We start from the raw sequence: 17,699 nt of genomic DNA on the forward strand, positions 1-17,699 counted from the left end.
CGCCGAAGGGCGGCGTCGGGACGTCGGGGCCGGCCCGCAGACCCGAGCCGTCCCGGTGGCCGGGGCCGGACGACCGCCGGCCGGCGCCGGGGAAGGCGTCCGACAGGTTGCGGGGACCGAGATCGGGGAACGCCTGCGGCGGGGCGGGGCCGTCGGAGGCGGCTGCCGCGCGCGGGACGCCCGGGCGCTCCTGGCCCCGGCCGAAGTAGTCGAAGCCCTCAGCCTGCGGGGCGGAGGCGGGCGGCATGCCCAGGCGGGAGGCGCCCGGCTTGCGCGGCTTCCGTACGGGCAGGGGCTGCTTCTCGTACGGCCTGTCCTGCGACGCGGCACCGGCCGGCGCGGAACCGGTGGGTGCGGAGCCGATGGGCGGGGCGCTGTTCGGAATGGAGCTGTGCGGAATGGAGCTGTGCGGGATGCCGCCGGGACCCTCCGCGCCGCGCGGTTTGCGCGTAGGCAGGGGCTGCTTCTCGTACGGCTTGTCGTAGGGAGCGGAGCCGCCGCGCGCTTCGGCGGCCGGCCCTGCTGCGCTCCCCGGGCCGCTCTCGCCGCCTTCGTGGCGTCCGTGTGCGGGTGCGGCCGTGCTCTCGTCGACGGGGGCGGGGAGGACGCTCTCGTGGCGCCCGTGCTCGGGCCGCTCGCTCGCCGGGCCGCCCGACCCGCCCGCACCCTGCTCCGCCTCCGGATCGCCCGCGGGCTTCGGCTCCCGCCGCGGCAGGCCGCCGTCCGGTATGGGCCAGTCTCCGGTGATCCGGCCTATCACTCCGGTGGGAGCCTCTTCGGCATCGGGGTCGTTGCCTTGCGGGGATCCGGGGACCGGGGGGTGATGGCGGGTGTCACTCACGGGAGAAACGCTCAGCTATCTGTTGGAGGCTCGGGGGAACGGCCACGCCTGGCGCAGCGTCGCCGTGTCCTTTCGGACACTAGCGAAGGCGCCCCGGCGCATCAGCCCGAACGGGCGAACAGGGCGCGTTCGCCAGGTGTTCACCCTAACGTTCTTGAAGACTGATGTCGCCTCTGGGGCTGAACGTAACGGATGTGACGTTGTCGCGGATCTCTGTCAGATCACGGTGACGGAACGGGCCGGCACACCTCCGCTCCACGTGGACGGAGGCGTCCCGGCCCGGTGGTGACGCGGGTCAGCTCGCGCAGGGGTTGGTGTCGGAGGTGACGACGTTGTCGCCCAGGTTGATGGGGGAGCGGACGCCCTTCCAGTCGGCGCCGACGACGAGCTGGATGATCGGCCCGCGCACCTTGCCCTTGGGCGCGTCCGGCGGGGGCGAGGACGGCGTGAAAGGCGTGGCCGGGCCGCTCGCCGCCTTGCCGGTCTCCGGGCTGACGGGGTTGACCAGCTTGCCGACCAGGATCTTCGAGTAGTTCCAGCCCTGACCGGTGTAGCGGACCATCGTCTTCGGCTGGTCGGTGCCGTCGGGCTTCCTCGCGTCGCCGACGCCGACGACGTTGAAGCCGAGCCCGGCGAGCTCCTCGGCGACCTCCTTGGCCAGGCCGTCCCTGTTGGTGCCGTTGAACACCTGCACCTTGACCTGCTGCGGCTTGGTGATCACCGGCCCGGAGGGCGAGGCGGCCGGGCTCGCGGACGCGGTGGGAGCCACCTCGGTGTCGTTCGCGATGGCCCTGAAGAGGTTGCCGGCGGCCGGCTGCTTCCACTGGACGCGGTTCTTGTCGGCGGAGTACGGCTCCCACGGCACGGTGGTGGCCTTGAAACCCTTCGCCGACAGCTTCGACGCGCTCTGCGCGATCTTGATGAGCTCCTCGGTGTTGAGCGCGTCGTCCATCGTGACGGACTTCGCCGCCGCGGCGATGAAGGCCTGCAGCTTGCCGACGTCGGTGAGCAGGGCGCTGCTGGTCGCCTTCTTCACGACCTGGGAGATGAAGACCTGCTGGCGCTTGATGCGGGAGATGTCGCTGCCGTCGCCGAGGCCGTAGCGCAGCCGCACGTAGCCCAGCGCCGCCTCGCCCCGCACGGTCTGCTTGCCCGCGGGGAGCGTCAGCTTCGACTTCTTGTCGTTGACGGCCTGGGGAAGACAGATCTCGATGCCGCCGAGCGCGTTGACGATGTTCTTGAAGCCGGTGAAGTCGACCTTCACGTAGTGATGGACGCGGATCCCGGTGAGGCTCTCGATGGTCCGCCGCGTGCAGATCATCCCGCCGTCGGAGAACGCCGAATTGATCATTCCGAGGTGGGTCGGGATGAGCGTCCGGTTGCGGGAGTAACAGGCGGGGATCAACACCATGGAGTCGCGGGGGAAACTGAGCAGCGTCGCCGCGTCACGGTTGGGCGACACGTGCAGCAGCATGATCGTGTCGGTGCGCTCACCATCGTTGACCAGGTGCTGGCCGTACTTCTTGTTGTCTCCCGCACGGGTGTCCGAGCCCACGAGCAGCACGTTGATCGCGCCCGTCTCGTTGACCGGGCGGTTCTTGTCGAGGTCGTCGGTGGACGCGCCTCTGTTGATCAGGCCGATGGTGCTCCGGTAGACCTTGTAGGCCGTCAGTGTGCCGATGACCAGCACACACGTGAGCACCACGCTGATCCAGCCGCCGATCCCGAGACCGGAACGGCCGCCTCCGCCTCCGCCGCGCCGGCGCGGCGGCCCGCCGTCCGGGGGCAGGTCGCCGCCGCCGCCGTGCGCGCGGCTCGGGACGGTGGCGGGGGCGTGGCCGCTCTCCTCGTCGCCGCCGCGCCTGCGGCCGCGCCGCCGCGGCGGCTCCTCATCGTCATAGGAAGGGTCGTAGGAGGGCTCGGGCGGGACGCCCGGCTCGGCGCGCCGCCCGCCGCGGCGTCCTCCCCCGTCGTAGGCCTCGGGCGGGCGGCCGTCCCGGGGCGGTCGCTGCCCGCCACGTCTCCCCGGCATCTCCGCGTAGCCGGCGGGGGCGGTGGCCACCGGCATGTCGGCGTATCCGGCGGGCGCGGGAGCCGCTCTGCGGCCCTGCGGGGGCTCGAAGGCCCCGCCGTACGCGGCGTCCTCCGGGGGACCCCACACCCTCTGGTCGGAGGGGGGCGGCGGAGGGCTGGTGCGCGCTGAGACGCGCCTGCGCTCGCTCACCGCACGCCTGCCCGGGAAGCGGTGGCCTGGCGACATGACGCGCCGGCCGGACGACATGGTGTGGCAACCGGACGAGTGGGCGAGAGGCCGGAAGAATTACTGGTTCGCTCGCACACTTGTCCTCCTTGCCTGGCGATCACAGGTCGCGCTCCGAGGGTAGGTCACGGGAGCGTCTGCGAGTGCCGCGATTGGGAGGATCCGGGCCACGATCATGCCGTGTCACGTCCCCCTGATCCAGGGGCAGAGCATACTAAACGCCGACATTTTGGGTATGGGAATGAGTTTGCCTTTACCTGCTTTTGATGAAGCGTGCGTCGTTTGGGCAGGTCAAGGGGTTCGTGCCGGTCTGCCGGACCCGCGTACGGACAGGGCGGCGGCCAGGCAGGCGAGCGGCACCGCGGGCAGCACGTAGCGGTAGTCGAACTGGGCCGTGGCGGCCGGGACGAGCAGCAGCGCCCAGGCCGTCGCCCAGGCGACGCCCCAGTTCGTGGGTGCGTGCTTCGCGCGGGCCTTTTTGGTGGGGGCCTGGTTGCTGGGGGCACGGTTCGAGTGGGCACGGTTCGAGTGGGCACGGTTCGAGTGGGCACGGTTCGAGTGGGCATGGTTCGAGTGGGCATGGTTCGAGGGGGACCGCTGCGGGGAGTCGCGGTTCTCGGACGCCCGCCGCGTCCACGCTGTTCGGGCTGCGGCCGTTGCCCGGGTCGTGCGCCTCGCCGGGGCACGGCGCGCCGACCGGGCTCGGACGGCCCAGGCGGCCGGCGGGACCAGGAGGATCACGAGCAGCGCCGTCCCCGGCAGCCACGCGACATCCTGGTAGGCCCGCATCAGGCCCGCGAACGGCTCGGCGATGCGCACCGTGATCGACCCGTCTTCGTAACGCTGCGCGAACTCCTTGCCCACCACGGCGGGGTGCCGCCCGGGCGGTGGAGGCACGGCCGCCGGGAACTCGTAGTACCTGTACGTCTCGGCGTCGGGGTAGACGGGCCGGCCGGGCGTGAACGACCTGCCGAGCTCGGTCAGCGTCGTGCGGACGAACGCGAGCGGCTGGCTGCGGATCGCGAGCGAGGCGAACCTCCCGGCCAGGGTTTCGGTCTCCTTGGTGAACGTGATGCCGGGCAGCCGGACCAGGGGGGACTGCGCGTTCCAGATGTACTCCTGGGACGCCGGCCGGGACGCGGGGGGCCGCGGGTCGCACAGCACGGCGAGGTCGGGCGGCGGCTTCATCACCGAACAGTCGGCGAACGACATCGTCCGCGCGTAGAGGAAGACGCCGTTCGAGCCGACCAGCCCGACGCGCTCGTAGGTCGCGTAGAACCACCCGGCGTAGCCCGCGACCGGCAGGAGCGCGGCCACCAGGAAGGGCACGGTGAGCCTGGCCACCGCCCTGCCCGGGCGCACCGCCCTGCCCGGGCGCACCGCGCCGCTCGCGCCGCCCGTCCCGCTCGCGCCGCCCGTCCCGATAGCACCGCGCACGTCGTACGCGAGCAGGAAGAGCGCGAAGACGGCGACCAGCGGGAGCCCGACGGTCCTGGTCAGCGTGGCGGCGGCCAGCACGAGGCCGAGGGCGGCGGCCGAGCGCGGCGTCAGCGGGCGGCGCATCGCCAGGCACACCGCCCCCACGAGCAGGAAGGTGAACAGCGAGTCGGAGACGAGCAGGTGCTCCAGCTCGATCTGGTACGCGTCGAGCAGCACCGGGACGCAGGCCAGGACGGCCGCCCACCGAGGACCGCCACGCCGCAGGACGGTCACGTAGAGCATCACGCCGACGAGCAGCCCCAGCACGTGCTGGACGGTCACGACCAGGGCGAAGCTGTGGAACGCCTCCAGCAGCCTCAGGAACATCGAGTAGCCCGCCGGGCGGACGAGGTCCGGCCTCGGCCGCATGGCGGTCACCACGTAGGTGTAGGAGTCGGGGAACCACAGCGCGGGCCGGTAGCCGAGCGCGGTCACCAGCCGCAGGAGCGCCCCGAGCCCGAGGATCACGAGAAACCACCGGTGCCGGCGCGCCCACCCGGGGAGGTCCTCACGCGCCCACGCCACCGGGTGCATCGCGTCGCGGGGCGTCAGACGCCCACGCACCCAGCCCCCAAGCCGGCCGCCTCCGGCCCGCGTGGCCCCGAGCCACCCGACCCCACGCCCTCCGGCTCCGCGCCCTCCGGCTCCGCGCCCTCCGGCTCCGGCACGCTCGGCTCCGACCCGGTTGGTTCCGACTCGCTCGGTTCCGGCTTGCTCGGCTCGGTGCCGCCCCATACCGGCCCGTCCCTCCGTGGGCCGCTCGTCCGTGGGCCGTCCGTTCGGGAGCGGCGTGGGCGGACCAGTGGGCGCACCGGCGGACGACGACTCGCCGGGCCGGGCGGGTCCGGGACGTTCATGCGGGTGCCCGTCCTCCCCCTCCGGCCAGGGCGCCGAGCCCCGGCTGTCCGACACCCTCATGCGCCCCCCTGCCTGCCTCCCGGCGTACGCTACCGGCTCCCCGCGGCCCCTGTGCGGGGCCGGGACGCGCCCGTGGACAGCCGCGACGCGCGGGGTGGACGGGACACGACGATGAAGGCGGAGCGCCGGGGCGGGCCGCTAGTCTCGGGTGCATCCCGGTGAACACGTCAGGCCACGCGCGTGGCCGCACACGGCTGCCGTCGCAGCGGAAGGCCGCGGGCAGGCTGCTCGCGGCCGTCTCCGTCGTGCCCGCGCTCGCGCTGAGCGGGTGGCTGATCGCCGGCCTCCCGTTGCTGCTGCTCGGGTGGTTCCTGCCGCTGCCCATGGCGCTGCTCGGCGGCGCCGCCGCCCTCCTGCTGTGCGCGTACGGTCTGCGCCGCCTGCCCGAGGCCGTGACGCCGCCCCGCTGGGCGACGGTGGCTACCTTCGCTGTGGCGCTCGGATCGGGGGTGTTCAACGGGTTCCTGCACGGCGAGCAGCTGATCGTCCGGCGTGACCCGTCGACCTACGCGCAGTACGCCGTCTGGCTCGCCCGGCACGGGTCGCTGCCGATCCCGGTGGGCGACTTCGGCGGTCCCGACCCCGCGCTGCGCTTCGACAGCATGGGGTTCTACGCGGTCGACGGCGGGATCGGCCCGCAGTTCATGGCCGGGCCGCCGATGATCCACGCGATCGGCCACTGGCTGGGCGGCGTCCCCGGCCTGCTGCTCGTGCCGCCCGTGCTGGGCGCGCTCGCGGTGCTCACCGTCGCCGGGACCGCCGCGCGGCTCGCGGGCGCGCGCTGGGCGCCCCTGGCCGCCCTCGTGTTCGCGGTCGGCCTGCCGATCCTCTACACGTCGCGGACGACGTTCAGCGAGATCCCCTCGCTCATCCTGTTGTTCGGCGGGATGAACCTGCTGCTCGACGCGCGTGCCCGGCTCCGGGCCGCGCCGCCCGGCCCGGGTCTCCCGTCCGCCGCGCTCGCGGGGCTGTCGTTCGGGCTGGCGCTGCTGGTGCGCATCGACGGCCTGCGCGACGTGCTGCCCGTGCTCGTCTTCGCCGGGGCGCTCGTCGCGCTCCGGCGGACACCTCTCGCGAGGCCCTTGCCCGAGGGACGGCTGGGCGCGCCCCTGCTGACCGGCCTGCTCGTGGGCGGTGTTTGGGGGTTCACCGGTGGTTACGCCCTCGCCCGGCCCTATCTGGAGTATCTGTCCGGCTCGCTCGTTCCCCTGCTCGCGATCTGCGCCGTCGTCGTGGTGCTCACGGTCGCCGGCGCGGCGCTCGCGCCCCGGATCGCCGGCCGCACCCGCCGGCTGCCGGGTGCGGGGTGGCTGCCGAACGCCGCCGCGGCCCTGGTCGTGCTGGTCATGGCGGGCTTCGTCGTACGGCCCTGGGCGCAGACCGTGCGCCGTGACGCGGTCACGCCCGAGGACATGCTCACGGCCGACTTCATCGAGAAGACGCAGATCGCCAACGGCCTGGTGCCCGACAAGTCCCGGCTGTACTACGAGCACTCCCTCGACTGGGTCTTCTGGTACGTCGGTCTCCCCGCCGTCGTGCTGGCGACCGTGGCGGCGGCCGTGCTCGCGCGCCGCCTGACGAAGGGACGGGAGTTCGGCTGGCTGCTGCCACTGGCGGTGATCGGGTGGACGACGGTGACGACGCTCTGGCGTCCCGCGATCACCCCCGACCACCCTTTCGCCTCCCGCAGGCTGGTGCCGATCGTCATCCCCGGTCTGGTGCTGCTCGCCGTCTGGGGGCTGCGGTGGCTTTCGCGGCGGCTCGCGCGTACGGGCTGGTTCGCCGCCCGTCCGGGCCGCTCGCGGGCGGCCCTCGCGGCCGGGGCGCTGCTGCTGGCGGTCCCGCCCGCGATCACCTCGATCGGCACCGCGTTCTCGCCGGTCAACCGGGGGGAGGCCGCCGCGGTCGCGGGCCTGTGCCGGGCGATCCCGGCGAACGCGTCCGTGCTCGTCGCCGAGCGCGTCACGGGCGACCGGCTGACGCAGGTCCTGCGCGGCCAGTGCGGGGTGCCGACGGCTCGCGTGGTCTACCCTCCGCGATCCGACGTGCCGCGCCGGGCCGACGTGCTGCGCCTGGTCGAGGCCGTCCGGCGCACCGGCCGCCGGCCCGTGCTGCTCGCCGCCGAGCCCGAGCAGCTCATGGCGTACGGCCCGGCGACCCGGGTGATGAGCCTGCACACCCGGCAGGACGAACGTTCGCTGGTGGACCCGCCCAACGGCACCTGGTCGCTCAACATCGACGTGTGGATGACCGTTCCAACCGATTAGTCCTAGGGTTCGGCGTGTGGATTCCGCTGAAGTGGAGGAATTGTCCTTCGGTGACGATCGGCAGGAGCCGCGATCCAGGAGGGCTCTTTTCCGGAGGCCGCCGGTCGTCGCCGGGCTGGTGGTCGTGCTCCTCGCCGGACTCGGACTCGCCGGATGGCGGTTCTACGAGGACTCCCGCAGGCCGCTGTCCCCGCCGGACGGTCCCCGGCTCCAGAGCGGGTCCTTCTCGGTCTACCTCTGCGACCGGAGCGGCACCGAGATCTGGTCCAACTGCCACCACCGCACGGCCACGGCCGAGGACAGGCGGGCGATCGAGGTCGCGCTACGCGCGCTCCCGCAGATCCGTGACTTCCACTTCGAATCGAAAGAACAGGCTTTCGAGATCTTTCGCCAAGGCCTTTCCGACGACCCGTCGGGTCTCAAGGTTCTCAGCGTGACCGGAGCCGACGACATGCCGGAGTCCTATACCGGCGATCTCGGCCCCGGCGACTGGGGCGCGCTCCGGCGTCGCCTGGAGGCGCTGCCCGGCGTCTCGAACGTCTATATCTTCGGGGACACCCTTTGGAAGGGGATCGCTGACGTCGGGATCAAGTTCTGTCCTGAGGAGAGTGACCTCTACGAATCGTGCCGCGGGCACAGGAAGGCCTCTGAACGCGAGAAGGCGGCCGTGCTCGACCGCATCGGGAAACTGGACGGAGTGCAGACCGTCTACTTCGAGGACGTCGCCCACGCGCTCGAGGACAATCGGCGGATCCTCTGGAACGGCGGAAGCGGTGTTGGGCCGCGAGCCCTGCCCGAGGCGTTCTACGTGAAATTCGACAGGCCGCCCGCGCGGGCCGACATGGAGAAGGTCTTCGGCCGGATGCCGGGCGTCGCCGAGGTGGTGTTGGTGTCGTGACCTTTCCCGATGCGTCTCAGGCCGAGGAGATCACGATCGGCGAGAGCCGCGGCCTGAGGAGAGGGCCGTTCGTGGTCGCGGCGGTCGTGCTCGTCGTGGCGCTGGCGGCCGCAGGGGTGTTCACCTACCTGGCCTCCCGCCGGCCGTCCCCGCCGCCGGACGGGCCGTGGCCTCGTACGGGCACCTTCCTGGTCCACCTGTGCGGATCCCCGTCCCCTTATGACGGGCAGTCGTCCGATGGGTCGCTTTCCCCGGATGAGAGTTGTCCGTCGGGCGCGGCGACGGCGGCCCAGCGGCGTGAGATCGAGCGCGTGCTCGCGAGCCACGCGGAGACCCGCGGATACCGGCGGCTCGCACCGGCGCAGGTTCTCGCCATCGCCCGTCAGAATTCGCCGGCCACTGGGACTTCGCCGAGGTGCAGCGGGCCTTCGCCGGGATGCCGGGCGTCGTGAAGGTGGTCCGGCATGCTCACCCGTGAGGGTTCATCGCGCTTTCTGGTTGACGGGGCCAGAGCGGCCACCAAGGGGAAACGGCTGTGAGGCGAAGTGAGACCGCGATTTGGCGGGGCAGAGTACCCTAGCCGGACGTGACCACGCTCGAGACCTCTGGAAGCGCCGTGACTCCCGCAGAAACCCCGTACGTCACGATCGTCCTGCCGTGTTACAACGAGCAGGATCACGTGATCGCCGAGGTGGAGCGCATCTGCGCCGCCATGGACGCGAGCGGCTACACCTACGAACTGCTGGCCGTGGACGACTGCTCCACCGACGAGACGCTCGCGCGGCTCCACGAGGCCGCGCCGCGCTTCCCGCACATGCGGATCAGGGCGTTCCACCGCAACGGCGGCTCGGGCACCGTACGCAGGATCGGCAGCCAGGAGGCCCGCGGCGAGATCGTCGTGTGGACCGACGCCGACATGAGCTACCCGAACGAGCGCATCCCCGAGCTGGTCCAGATCCTGGAGAAGGACGCGACGATCGACCAGGTCGTCGGCGCGCGCACCACCGAGGAGGGCTCGCACAAGTTCCTCCGGGTGCCGGCGAAGTGGTTCATCCGCAAGGTGGCGGAGCGGCTGGCCGGGCAGAAGATCCCCGACCTCAACTCCGGCCTGCGGGCCTTCCGCAAGTCCGTGGCCAAGCCGTACCTGCGGCTGCTGCCCCCCGGGTTCTCCTGCGTCACGACGATCACGCTGGCGTTCATGTCGAACCAGCACGACGTCTACTACCTGCCGATCGACTACGCGAAGCGGGCCGGGAAGTCGAAGTTCAACTTCGTCTCCGACGCCTACCGCTACATTCTGCAGGTGCTGCGGATGATCATGTACTTCAACCCGCTCAAGGTGCTCATGCCGCCCGCGCTCTGGCTGGTCGGCATCGGCCTGGTCAAGGGCGTGTACGACATGATCAGTCATCTGGGCTTCTACCTCACCAGCAACACCGTCGTGACCTTCCTGTCCGGCATGCTGATCGGGGCGGTGGCGCTGCTGGCCGACCTGATCGTGCGCTCGAGAGGTGACGTTTGAGGATCGCGATCGTCGGCCCCACCTATCCGTACAAGGGCGGCGGAGCGCAGCACACGACGGAACTGGCCCACCGGCTGCGGGCGCGGGGCCACGACGTGGTCATCGAGTCGTGGCGGGCGCAGTATCCCGCGTTCCTGTATCCCGGGCAGCAGACGATCGACAGCCCCGAGGGCGAGCCGTACCCCGGCACCCGCCGCGACCTCGACTGGCGGCGGCCGGACGGCTGGCTGGCGTGCGGGCGGCGGCTGCGGGGGGCCGACCTCGTCGTGCTCACCGTGCTCAGCCCGGTGCAGGTGCCCGCCTATCTCGGCATCCTGTCCGGTCTGCGCCGCCGGGCGCGGGTGGTCGCCCTGTGTCACAACGTGCTGCCGCACGAGAGCAAGCCGTACGACAGACCGCTGATGAAGGCGCTGCTGCGCCGGGTGGACGGCGTGCTCGCCCACTCGGAGCAGCAGGCGGACCTCGCCCGCGCGCTCACCGCCGCGCCGGTGCGGGTGGCCGCCCTCGCGCCGCACCTGCCCGCGCGCGGCGCCCGGGAGACGGCGGGGCACAAGGCGCACGGCAGGCTGCTGTTCTTCGGCATCGTGCGGCCGTACAAGGGGCTCGACCTGCTGCTGGAGGCGCTCGCGCAGGTGCCGGACGTACGGCTCACCGTGGCGGGCGAGTTCTGGGGCGGCCTGGAGGACACCCACGCCCTGATCGAGCGGCTGGGTCTCGCCGGCCGGGTCGAGATCCGGCCGGGGTACGTGCCGGCCGAGGACGTGCCGGGACTGTTCGCCGGGGCCGACGCCCTGGTGCTGCCCTACCGGTCGGCGACCGCCAGCCAGAACGTGTGGCTCGGTCACGAGCACGGCGTGCCGGTGATCGCCACCCGGGTCGGGGCGCTGCCCGACAACGTACGCGACGGGGTCGACGGCCTGCTGGCAGAGCCGGGCTCGGCCGGCGCGCTGGCGGAGGCGATCAAGCGGTTCTACGAGCCGGGAACGCCCGAGCGGCTGCGGGCGGGCGTCGCGCCCGTCGACCCTGAGCCGCACTGGGCGGTCTACCTGGACACGTTGCTGGCCGCGTCGGACGGCTGACCGGCGGGGGCGGTGCGGCCACGGGCGAGCAGGAAGCCGAGCCCGGCCCAGGCGGCGTCGCCGACGGTGAACATCACGCGGGACACCACCGCGATCGCCAGCGCCCTCGGCGTGTCGAGCACCGGCGCGAGCGCCACGACCATCGCGCCCTCCCGCACGCCGATCCCGGCGGGCACCACGACCGTGAGGATGCCGGTGGACCAGGCCAGCGCGTACGCCCCGGCCGCGACGGCGTACAGGGACAGGTCCGCGGGCCGCATGCCTCCGACGAGGACCCACAGGTGCAGGCCGTACACCAGCCAGCCGGCCATCGTCCACGCGGCGGCCTTGGCCATCTCCGCCCCGCTGAGCACCCGGTCGAGCGGCTCCCTGCGGACGACGCGCAGGGCGAGGTTGAGCCCCCAGGTCATCACCCGTGGGTGGAGGCAGACGAGGATGAGCGGGATCAGCGCGAGCAGCCACCACGCCTGCCTGGCGATCTGCTGCGACAGCGTGGCCGCGGCGAGCGCGAGCGCGCAGCCCAGGGAGGTCACCAGACCGAGCGCGGTGGCGCTGAACGTCCGGCGCGGCGGCGCGCCGTGGTCGCGGGCCAGCTCGATCATCGCGGCGAACGCCCAGACCGAGCCGGGGATGTACTTGCCGAGCTGGCCGACGAACAGCACCCGCGCCGCCACGCGCAGCGGCAGCGGCGAGCCGAGCCCGGCGAGGATGTCGCGCCAGGCGACCAGCATGAACCCGAGCCCGGCGAGCACGGCCAGGAACGAGGCGCCGAGCGACCACCACGACAGCCGCGACAGGGCGGCCGAGGTGTCCGTCCAGTTCCGGGCCAGGCCGTATGCCAGGAAGGCGAGCGCGACCACGGCGAGCAGCACCCGCAGCAGCGGGCTGGAGCGCAGGCGGTTCAGCAGGCGCGGCACGCGCCCAGAGTAAAGCCTGAAGCTACTGATCGGTAGGTTCGCCGCGCGGGTTGTCCACAGGCTCGGCTGATCGCGAGGCGGGGGCGGGGCGGCCACGGGTACTGTTGGGCACCGTGGACGACAGGCAGGACGCGAGGGTGATCGACCGGTGAGCGGGGAACGCGCGGCCCAGCTGGAATACTCCGAGTTCCAGGCCGCGATGCTCGACGAGGACAAGCGCCGGCGCAAGGCCGCGAAGATCATCGCCGTGCTCGCGCACTTCCTGGGCAGGGACGCGGCCAAGCCCGGCGAGGTGCTGTCGGGGCTCACCGTCGGCGACGTCGGGTGCTCGGCCGGGTTCATCGCCGACGAGCTGGCCGCCGCGGGCGCGCGCCGCACGCTCGGGCTCGACATCGACGTCCCGGGCCTGCGTAAGGCGTCGGACCGCTTCGGCGGGCGGGTCGCGTTCGTCTGCGCCGACGGCTCCCGCCTGCCTTTCCCGGACGGCTCGATCGACGTGCTGGTCTTCAACCACATCTACGAGCACGTGGTCGACCCCGACGCCGTGATCGCCGACATGCACCGGGTGCTGTCCGACGACGGCGTGCTCTACCTGGGCCTGGGCAACCGGCTCGGCGTCATTGAGCCGCACTACAAGCTGCCCTTCCTGTCCTATCTGCCGCCCGCCGCGGCCGACCGGTACGTGCGGGCGTTCGGCCGGGCCGACCACTACTACGAGCGTTTCCGCACCCGCCCGGGGCTGCGGCGGATGCTCGCGGACTTCCACGTGTGGGACTACACGTTCCCGGTGCTGGCCGCGCCCGAGCGGTTCGCCGGGGGCGAGCTGTTCCCCGGAGCGGTCGGCCGCGCCGCCAAGGTGACGCTGGAGCGGACCCCGCGCCCGGCCCTGCGGGCGCTGCTGCCGGTCGTCCCGACCTACCTGTGGGTCGCGACCAAGACGCCCCGCCGTCCCCTCGGCGCGCCGCTTCCGCAGCCGCCCGAGCCGGTCCGCACGTCCCGATGAGCCGTCGCAAGGTCGTACGGGCGCTGTTCCTGCTCGTGGCGCTGGGGTTCGGCGTCTGGGCGGTGGCGAGCCAGTGGACCGCCGTGGCCGACGGGTTCACCCGGCTGTCGTGGGCGGAGCTCGCCGGCTCGCTGGCGGCGGTGCTCGGCGCGCTGGTCGCGGGGATGCTCATGTGGCGGGCGCTGCTGGCCGACCTGGGCTCCCCGCTGGCGTTCACCGACGCGTCCAAGATCTTCTTCGTGGGCCAGCTCGGCAAGTACATCCCCGGGTCGGTGTGGCCGATGCTCGCGCAGATGGAGATGGGCCGCGACCACGGCATCCCCCGGCCGCGCAGCGCCGCCGCCTTCTTCCTGACGTATCCGATCTACCTCGGCACCGGTCTGCTGGTGGCCGTCGTCACGCTGCCGGTGCTCGCCGGGCAGTCGGTCGCCCGGTACGCCTGGCTGCTGCTGCTCGTGCCCGTGGTCGCCGCCGCCCTGCATCCGAAGGTGGTCAACGGCGTCATCGCGTTCGGGCTGCGCAAACTGCGCCGCCCGCCGCTCGAACGGCCTCTCACCCGGCGCGGCGTGCTCGTCGCGTGCGGCTGGGCCCTGGCGGGCTGGGCCGCGTACGGCGCGCACCTGGCGCTGCTCGTGCACGGCGTCGGGGCGGACGGGCCGTCGGCGGCGATCCTGAGCTTCGGCGCGTTCGCGCTCGCCTGGTGCCTGGGGTTCGTGTTCGTGATCGCCCCGGCGGGCGCGGGCGTGCGGGAGGTCGCGATGGTGGCCGCGCTCGCCCCGGTGCTCGACCGGCCCGCGGCGACCGCCGCCGTGTTGTGCTCGCGGCTCATCGTGTCCGTCGGCGACCTGGTGTGCGCCGGCGCCGCCGGTCTTGCCTCCCGCCGCGCGGTCCGTACGCGGAAGGAACCCGTAGTCCGGGCCTGAATCCGTGGACTCGGCGCGGAATGGCGCATCCTGAGAGACGACCCTCATGTGATATCGCTCACGTTTTTGGGGACTCCGGAAATAGAGTGACAAGGAGGAGTGCGGGGGAAGGCGTCCGTTCGCGGCGTGGGCCCCCGGGCCCCTGCCGGAACACCGCCGGAACAGCGGGACCGCGTGGGCGGGGAGCGATCCTCCCGGCCGGTGCGGGCCCAAGGGAGGGGAGCGATTCACTTGACACCCCGTGTGCTCGTCGACGCCGCCGCGGTCCCCGCCGACCGCGGCGCCCTGATCAGGTATGTCGATGGATTGGTCGCGGCCCTGCACGAGGCGGGTGCCGACGTCGCGGTGGTCTGCCAGCGGGCGGACGCCGAGCGCTACGCGGCGCTGGCCCCCTCGGCGCGGATCCTCTCCGGACCGCCCGCCATCACCAACCGGGACAAGCGGCTGGCCTGGGAGCAGACCGGGCTGCCGGTCCTGGCCCGGCACGCCGGCGCCCAGGTGATCCACGCCCCCTACTACTCGATCCCGCTGAGCTCGGGCCTGCCCACGGTGGCCACCGTCCACGACGTCACCTCGTTCACCGACCCCGACCAGCACGACCCCGTGCGGGCCTCGTTCTTCCGGTCGGCCACCCGCACCGCCGTACGCCACGCGAACCGCGTGATCGTGCCGTCGAAGGCCACCATGGACGAGCTGGTCCGGGTGCTGGACGCCGACCCCACGCGGATCGACGTCGCCTACCACGGGGTGGATCCCGCGCTGTTCCACCCCCCGGCGCCCGAGGACGTGCGCCGGGTGGCCGGCAGGTTCGGCCTGCACGACCGGCCGTACGTCGCCTACCTGGGCGCACTGGAGCCGCGCAAGAACGTGCCGAACCTGGTGACCGGCTTCGGCCGGGCGGTCGCGCACCTGGCCTCGCCCCCCGCGCTGGTGCTCGCGGGCGGCCCGGCCTGGGACGAGGAGGTCGACGCCGCCGTCGCCGCGCTGCCGCCCCGGGTGAGGGTCGTGCGTCCCGGCTACCTGCCCTTCGCCGATCTGCCGGGCTTCCTCGGCGGGGCGCTCGTGGTCGCGTCCCCCTCGCGGTGCGAGGGGTTCGGGCTGCCGGTGCTGGAGGCGATGGCCTGCGGGGCGCCCGTGCTGACCACCCACCGCACCTCGCTGCCGGAGGTCGGCGGCGACGCCGTGACCTACACCGAGCCCGACGCCGACAGCATCGCGCGGGCGCTGCGCGCCCTGCTGGAGTCGCCGGAACGGCGCGAGTCGCTGGCGCGGGCGGGGGTGACCCGGTCACGCGAGTTCACCTGGCGGCACTCGGCCGAGGCCCACCTCGTCGCGTACCAGCGGGCCGTGGAGGATTGAGCGCCACCTTTCGCGGCGAACCCCGCCGGAGGCGGCACTAGGCTACCCTCGCGGCTGTGAGGGAGAGTTCTGTGCGGTCGCCCGACGGTCTCGAGGCGATCCTTCTCGTGGGCGGCCAGGGCACGCGTCTGCGACCGCTGACGCTCAGCACGCCCAAGCCGCTGCTTCCGACGGCGGGGGTGCCCTTCCTCGCGCACCAGCTGGCCAAGGCACGGGCGTACGGGGTGCGCCGGGTGGTCTTCGCGACGTCCTATCGGGCGTCGATGTTCACCGAGGCCTTCGGCGACGGCTCGGGCTTCGGCCTGGAGATCGTCTACATGACCGAGGACACCCCGCTCGGCACCGGCGGCGCGATCCGCAACGCCGCCCAGGCCCTGACCTCTCCGCCCGAGGCGCCGGTGCTCGTTCTGAACGGCGACATTTTGTCGGGTCACGACATCGCCGCCCAGGTGGACCTGCACGTCGCACGGGGCGCCGCGGTGACCCTCCACCTCACGGAGGTGGACGACCCGTCGAGGTTCGGCTGCGTGCCGACCGACGGCGACGGCAGGGTCAGCGCCTTCCTGGAGAAGACGCCCAATCCCGTGACCAACCGGATCAACGCCGGTTGCTACGTGTTCCGGCGATCGGTCATCGACACGATCCCCGAGGGCCAGGTCGTCTCCGTGGAGCGTGAAACTTTCCCCGGGCTGATCGAGGCCGACGCGCTGGTGCTCGGCTTCGCCGACAGCTCGTACTGGCTGGACGTGGGCACGCCGGCGGCGTTCGTGCAGGGCTCGGCCGATCTGGTGCTGGGCAAGCTCGACTCGCCCGCCCTGCCCGGCCCGGCGGGCGAGCGCCTCCTGCTGGACGGGGCGGTCGTGTCGCCCGAGGCCAAGGTCACCGGGGGTACGGTCGTCTGCGCCCGGGCCACGGTCGAGGCCGGGGCGAGCGTACGCGGGAGCGTGCTGTCCGAGGGCTGCCACGTCGAGGCCGGCGCGACCGTCATCGACTCGGTCGTAGGCGTCGGCGCCCGCGTCGCCCCCGGCGCCGTGCTGCGGCAGGTCGTGGTCGGCGACGGCGCGCTGATCGGCCCCGGCAACGAGCTCACCTCCGGCATGCGCGTCTGGCCCGGGATCACCCTGCCGGAGTGCGCGGTCCGTTTCTCCAGCGACGTCTGAGCGTGCGGCAGACTGGGCAGGTGGAGGCGAGCCGAGCACCCGTGTTATCCGCGCCCGGGGCTGCCCTCCGCGAGCGGCGCTGGCGGCCGTCCGCGCCGCTCGACGTCGTGCTGACGCTGTCTCCGCATCGGCGCGGGGGAGGAGATCCGGCCTGGCGGCACACCCCGGACGGGTCGATCTGGCGCACCTCGCGCACCCCCGAAGGCCCGGGCACGCTGCGCGTGACGGCGAGCGGCGACGAGGTCCGCGGTCAGGCGTGGGGGCCGGGGGCCGGCTGGCTGCTGGAGACGCTCCCGTCGCTGCTGGGCGCCGACGACGACGTGGCCGGCTTCGCCGCGATGCTCGCGCGGCTGACCCGCTCGCACGATCCCCGGCACGCCCGCGCCGCCGCGTTCGTCGCCGGCCTGGCCGGGCGCGCCGCCGGGCTGCGGATCGGCCGTGCCCTGCGGGTCTTCGAGGCGCTCGCGCCCGCCGTGCTGGAGCAGAAGGTGGTCGGCAGGGAGGCGTGGCGGGCCTGGCGGTTCCTCCTGCGCCGCTACGGCGAGCCGGCCCCGGGCCCGGCGCCCGAGGGCATGTACGTGATCCCGCCGCCGGAGGTGTGGCGGGCGATCCCGTCGTGGGACTGGCACCGGGCGGGCGCGGAGGCCGTACGGGCCAGGACGATCGTCAACGCGGCCCGGCACGCCGAGAAATTGGAGAGCACCACGACGGCAGACGCGGACCGCCTGCTGCGGGCGCTGCCGGGAATCGGCGTGTGGACCTCCGCCGAGGTGCGCCAGCGGGCCCACGGCGACCCGGACGCCCCGAGTGTCGGCGACTTCCACCTGCCGGGCATCGTCGGCTACGCGCTGACCGGGCGGAAGACCGACGACGACGGCATGCTCGAACTGCTCGAGCCGTTCCGGGGCCACCGCCACCGCGTGGTCAGGCTGATCGAGCTCAGCGGCGTCAGGCCGCCGGCGCGCGGCCCGCGCATGGCTCCCCGCGACTACCGGGCCTTCTGACCCCGTCCCGCGCGCCGGCCGCCGCCCTCGCGCGTCCGCACGTCGACGAAGAACAGCCCGCGCGGGCAC

Annotated in this window: 13 protein-coding genes and 1 pseudogene; 10 read left to right on the forward strand and 4 right to left on the reverse strand. The window is 73.1% G+C overall.

All coding sequences use genetic code 11. The features are described 5' to 3' along the window. From AB0J39_RS29300 to AB0J39_RS29310, 3 genes and pseudogenes are all read right to left on the reverse strand, one after another. Window positions 1-841 (reverse strand): annotated as a pseudogene (locus AB0J39_RS29300) (hypothetical protein); the annotation flags it as partial. A 295-nt stretch (window positions 842-1,136) separates the two neighbouring features. Continuing rightward, window positions 1,137-3,065 carry an LCP family protein gene (locus AB0J39_RS29305; protein WP_363470407.1) on the reverse strand — a complete coding sequence of 643 codons (1,929 nt, stop codon included), beginning with the start codon at window positions 3,063-3,065 and terminating at the stop codon, window positions 1,137-1,139. Window positions 3,066-3,392: 327 nt separating this feature from the next. After that, complete coding sequence (locus AB0J39_RS29310; protein WP_363470408.1) at window positions 3,393-5,144, reverse strand: hypothetical protein; 1,752 nt, start codon at window positions 5,142-5,144, stop codon at window positions 3,393-3,395. A gap of 512 nt (window positions 5,145-5,656) precedes the next feature. Between AB0J39_RS29310 and AB0J39_RS29315 the strand changes: the two genes are divergently transcribed. From AB0J39_RS29315 to AB0J39_RS29335, 5 genes are all read left to right on the forward strand, one after another. Next, window positions 5,657-7,765 (forward strand): hypothetical protein, encoded by a 2,109-nt coding sequence (locus AB0J39_RS29315; RefSeq protein ID WP_363470411.1) that lies wholly within the window; start codon window positions 5,657-5,659, stop codon window positions 7,763-7,765. A 40-nt stretch (window positions 7,766-7,805) separates the two neighbouring features. Further along, window positions 7,806-8,663, forward strand: a complete 858-nt coding sequence (locus tag AB0J39_RS29320; protein ID WP_363470413.1) for a permease-like cell division protein FtsX — start codon at window positions 7,806-7,808, stop codon at window positions 8,661-8,663. After that, window positions 8,660-9,115 carry a hypothetical protein gene (locus AB0J39_RS29325; RefSeq protein ID WP_363470416.1) on the forward strand — a complete coding sequence of 152 codons (456 nt, stop codon included), beginning with the start codon at window positions 8,660-8,662 and terminating at the stop codon, window positions 9,113-9,115. Before AB0J39_RS29320 ends, AB0J39_RS29325 begins: the two co-directional genes overlap by 4 nt. Before the next feature lie 134 nt (window positions 9,116-9,249). Further along, a complete protein-coding gene (locus AB0J39_RS29330) occupies window positions 9,250-10,185 on the forward strand; it encodes a glycosyltransferase family 2 protein (RefSeq protein ID WP_363470419.1) in 936 nt (311 codons plus the stop codon). Then, window positions 10,182-11,264 (forward strand): glycosyltransferase family 4 protein, encoded by a 1,083-nt coding sequence (locus AB0J39_RS29335; RefSeq protein WP_363470422.1) that lies wholly within the window; start codon window positions 10,182-10,184, stop codon window positions 11,262-11,264. Before AB0J39_RS29330 ends, AB0J39_RS29335 begins: the two co-directional genes overlap by 4 nt. Here the strand turns inward: AB0J39_RS29335 and AB0J39_RS29340 are convergent. Next, entirely contained in the window at window positions 11,228-12,181 is a 954-nt protein-coding gene (locus AB0J39_RS29340) for a lysylphosphatidylglycerol synthase transmembrane domain-containing protein (RefSeq protein ID WP_363470425.1), read from the reverse strand. The two genes, AB0J39_RS29335 and AB0J39_RS29340, sit on opposite strands and share 37 nt — an antisense overlap. A gap of 148 nt (window positions 12,182-12,329) precedes the next feature. Here AB0J39_RS29340 and AB0J39_RS29345 point away from each other — a divergent pair, with 148 nt between their 5' ends. The 5 genes from AB0J39_RS29345 to AB0J39_RS29365 all read left to right on the forward strand — a co-directional run bounded on the left by AB0J39_RS29345 (window position 12,330) and on the right by AB0J39_RS29365 (window position 17,630). Continuing rightward, window positions 12,330-13,184, forward strand: a complete 855-nt coding sequence (locus tag AB0J39_RS29345; protein ID WP_363470428.1) for a class I SAM-dependent methyltransferase — start codon at window positions 12,330-12,332, stop codon at window positions 13,182-13,184. Further along, window positions 13,181-14,107: a lysylphosphatidylglycerol synthase transmembrane domain-containing protein gene (locus tag AB0J39_RS29350; protein WP_363470430.1), complete on the forward strand. Its 927-nt coding sequence runs from the start codon at window positions 13,181-13,183 to the stop codon at window positions 14,105-14,107. Before AB0J39_RS29345 ends, AB0J39_RS29350 begins: the two co-directional genes overlap by 4 nt. A 231-nt stretch (window positions 14,108-14,338) precedes the next feature. After that, on the forward strand, window positions 14,339-15,466 hold the full coding sequence (locus AB0J39_RS29355; RefSeq protein WP_363470433.1) for a glycosyltransferase family 1 protein: 1,128 nt from the start codon (window positions 14,339-14,341) through the stop codon (window positions 15,464-15,466). Window positions 15,467-15,522: 56 nt separating this feature from the next. Beyond that, entirely contained in the window at window positions 15,523-16,626 is a 1,104-nt protein-coding gene (locus AB0J39_RS29360; RefSeq protein ID WP_363470436.1) for an NDP-sugar synthase, read from the forward strand. 41 nt (window positions 16,627-16,667) lie between these two features. Beyond that, on the forward strand, window positions 16,668-17,630 hold the full coding sequence (locus AB0J39_RS29365; protein ID WP_363470438.1) for a DNA-3-methyladenine glycosylase 2 family protein: 963 nt from the start codon (window positions 16,668-16,670) through the stop codon (window positions 17,628-17,630). Window positions 17,631-17,699 lie beyond the last annotated feature (69 nt).

Origin of the sequence: Microbispora sp. NPDC049633 (assembly GCF_040675265.1) — a bacterium.
In the GTDB taxonomy this organism is placed as follows: Bacteria; Actinomycetota; Actinomycetes; order Streptosporangiales; family Streptosporangiaceae; genus Microbispora; species Microbispora maris.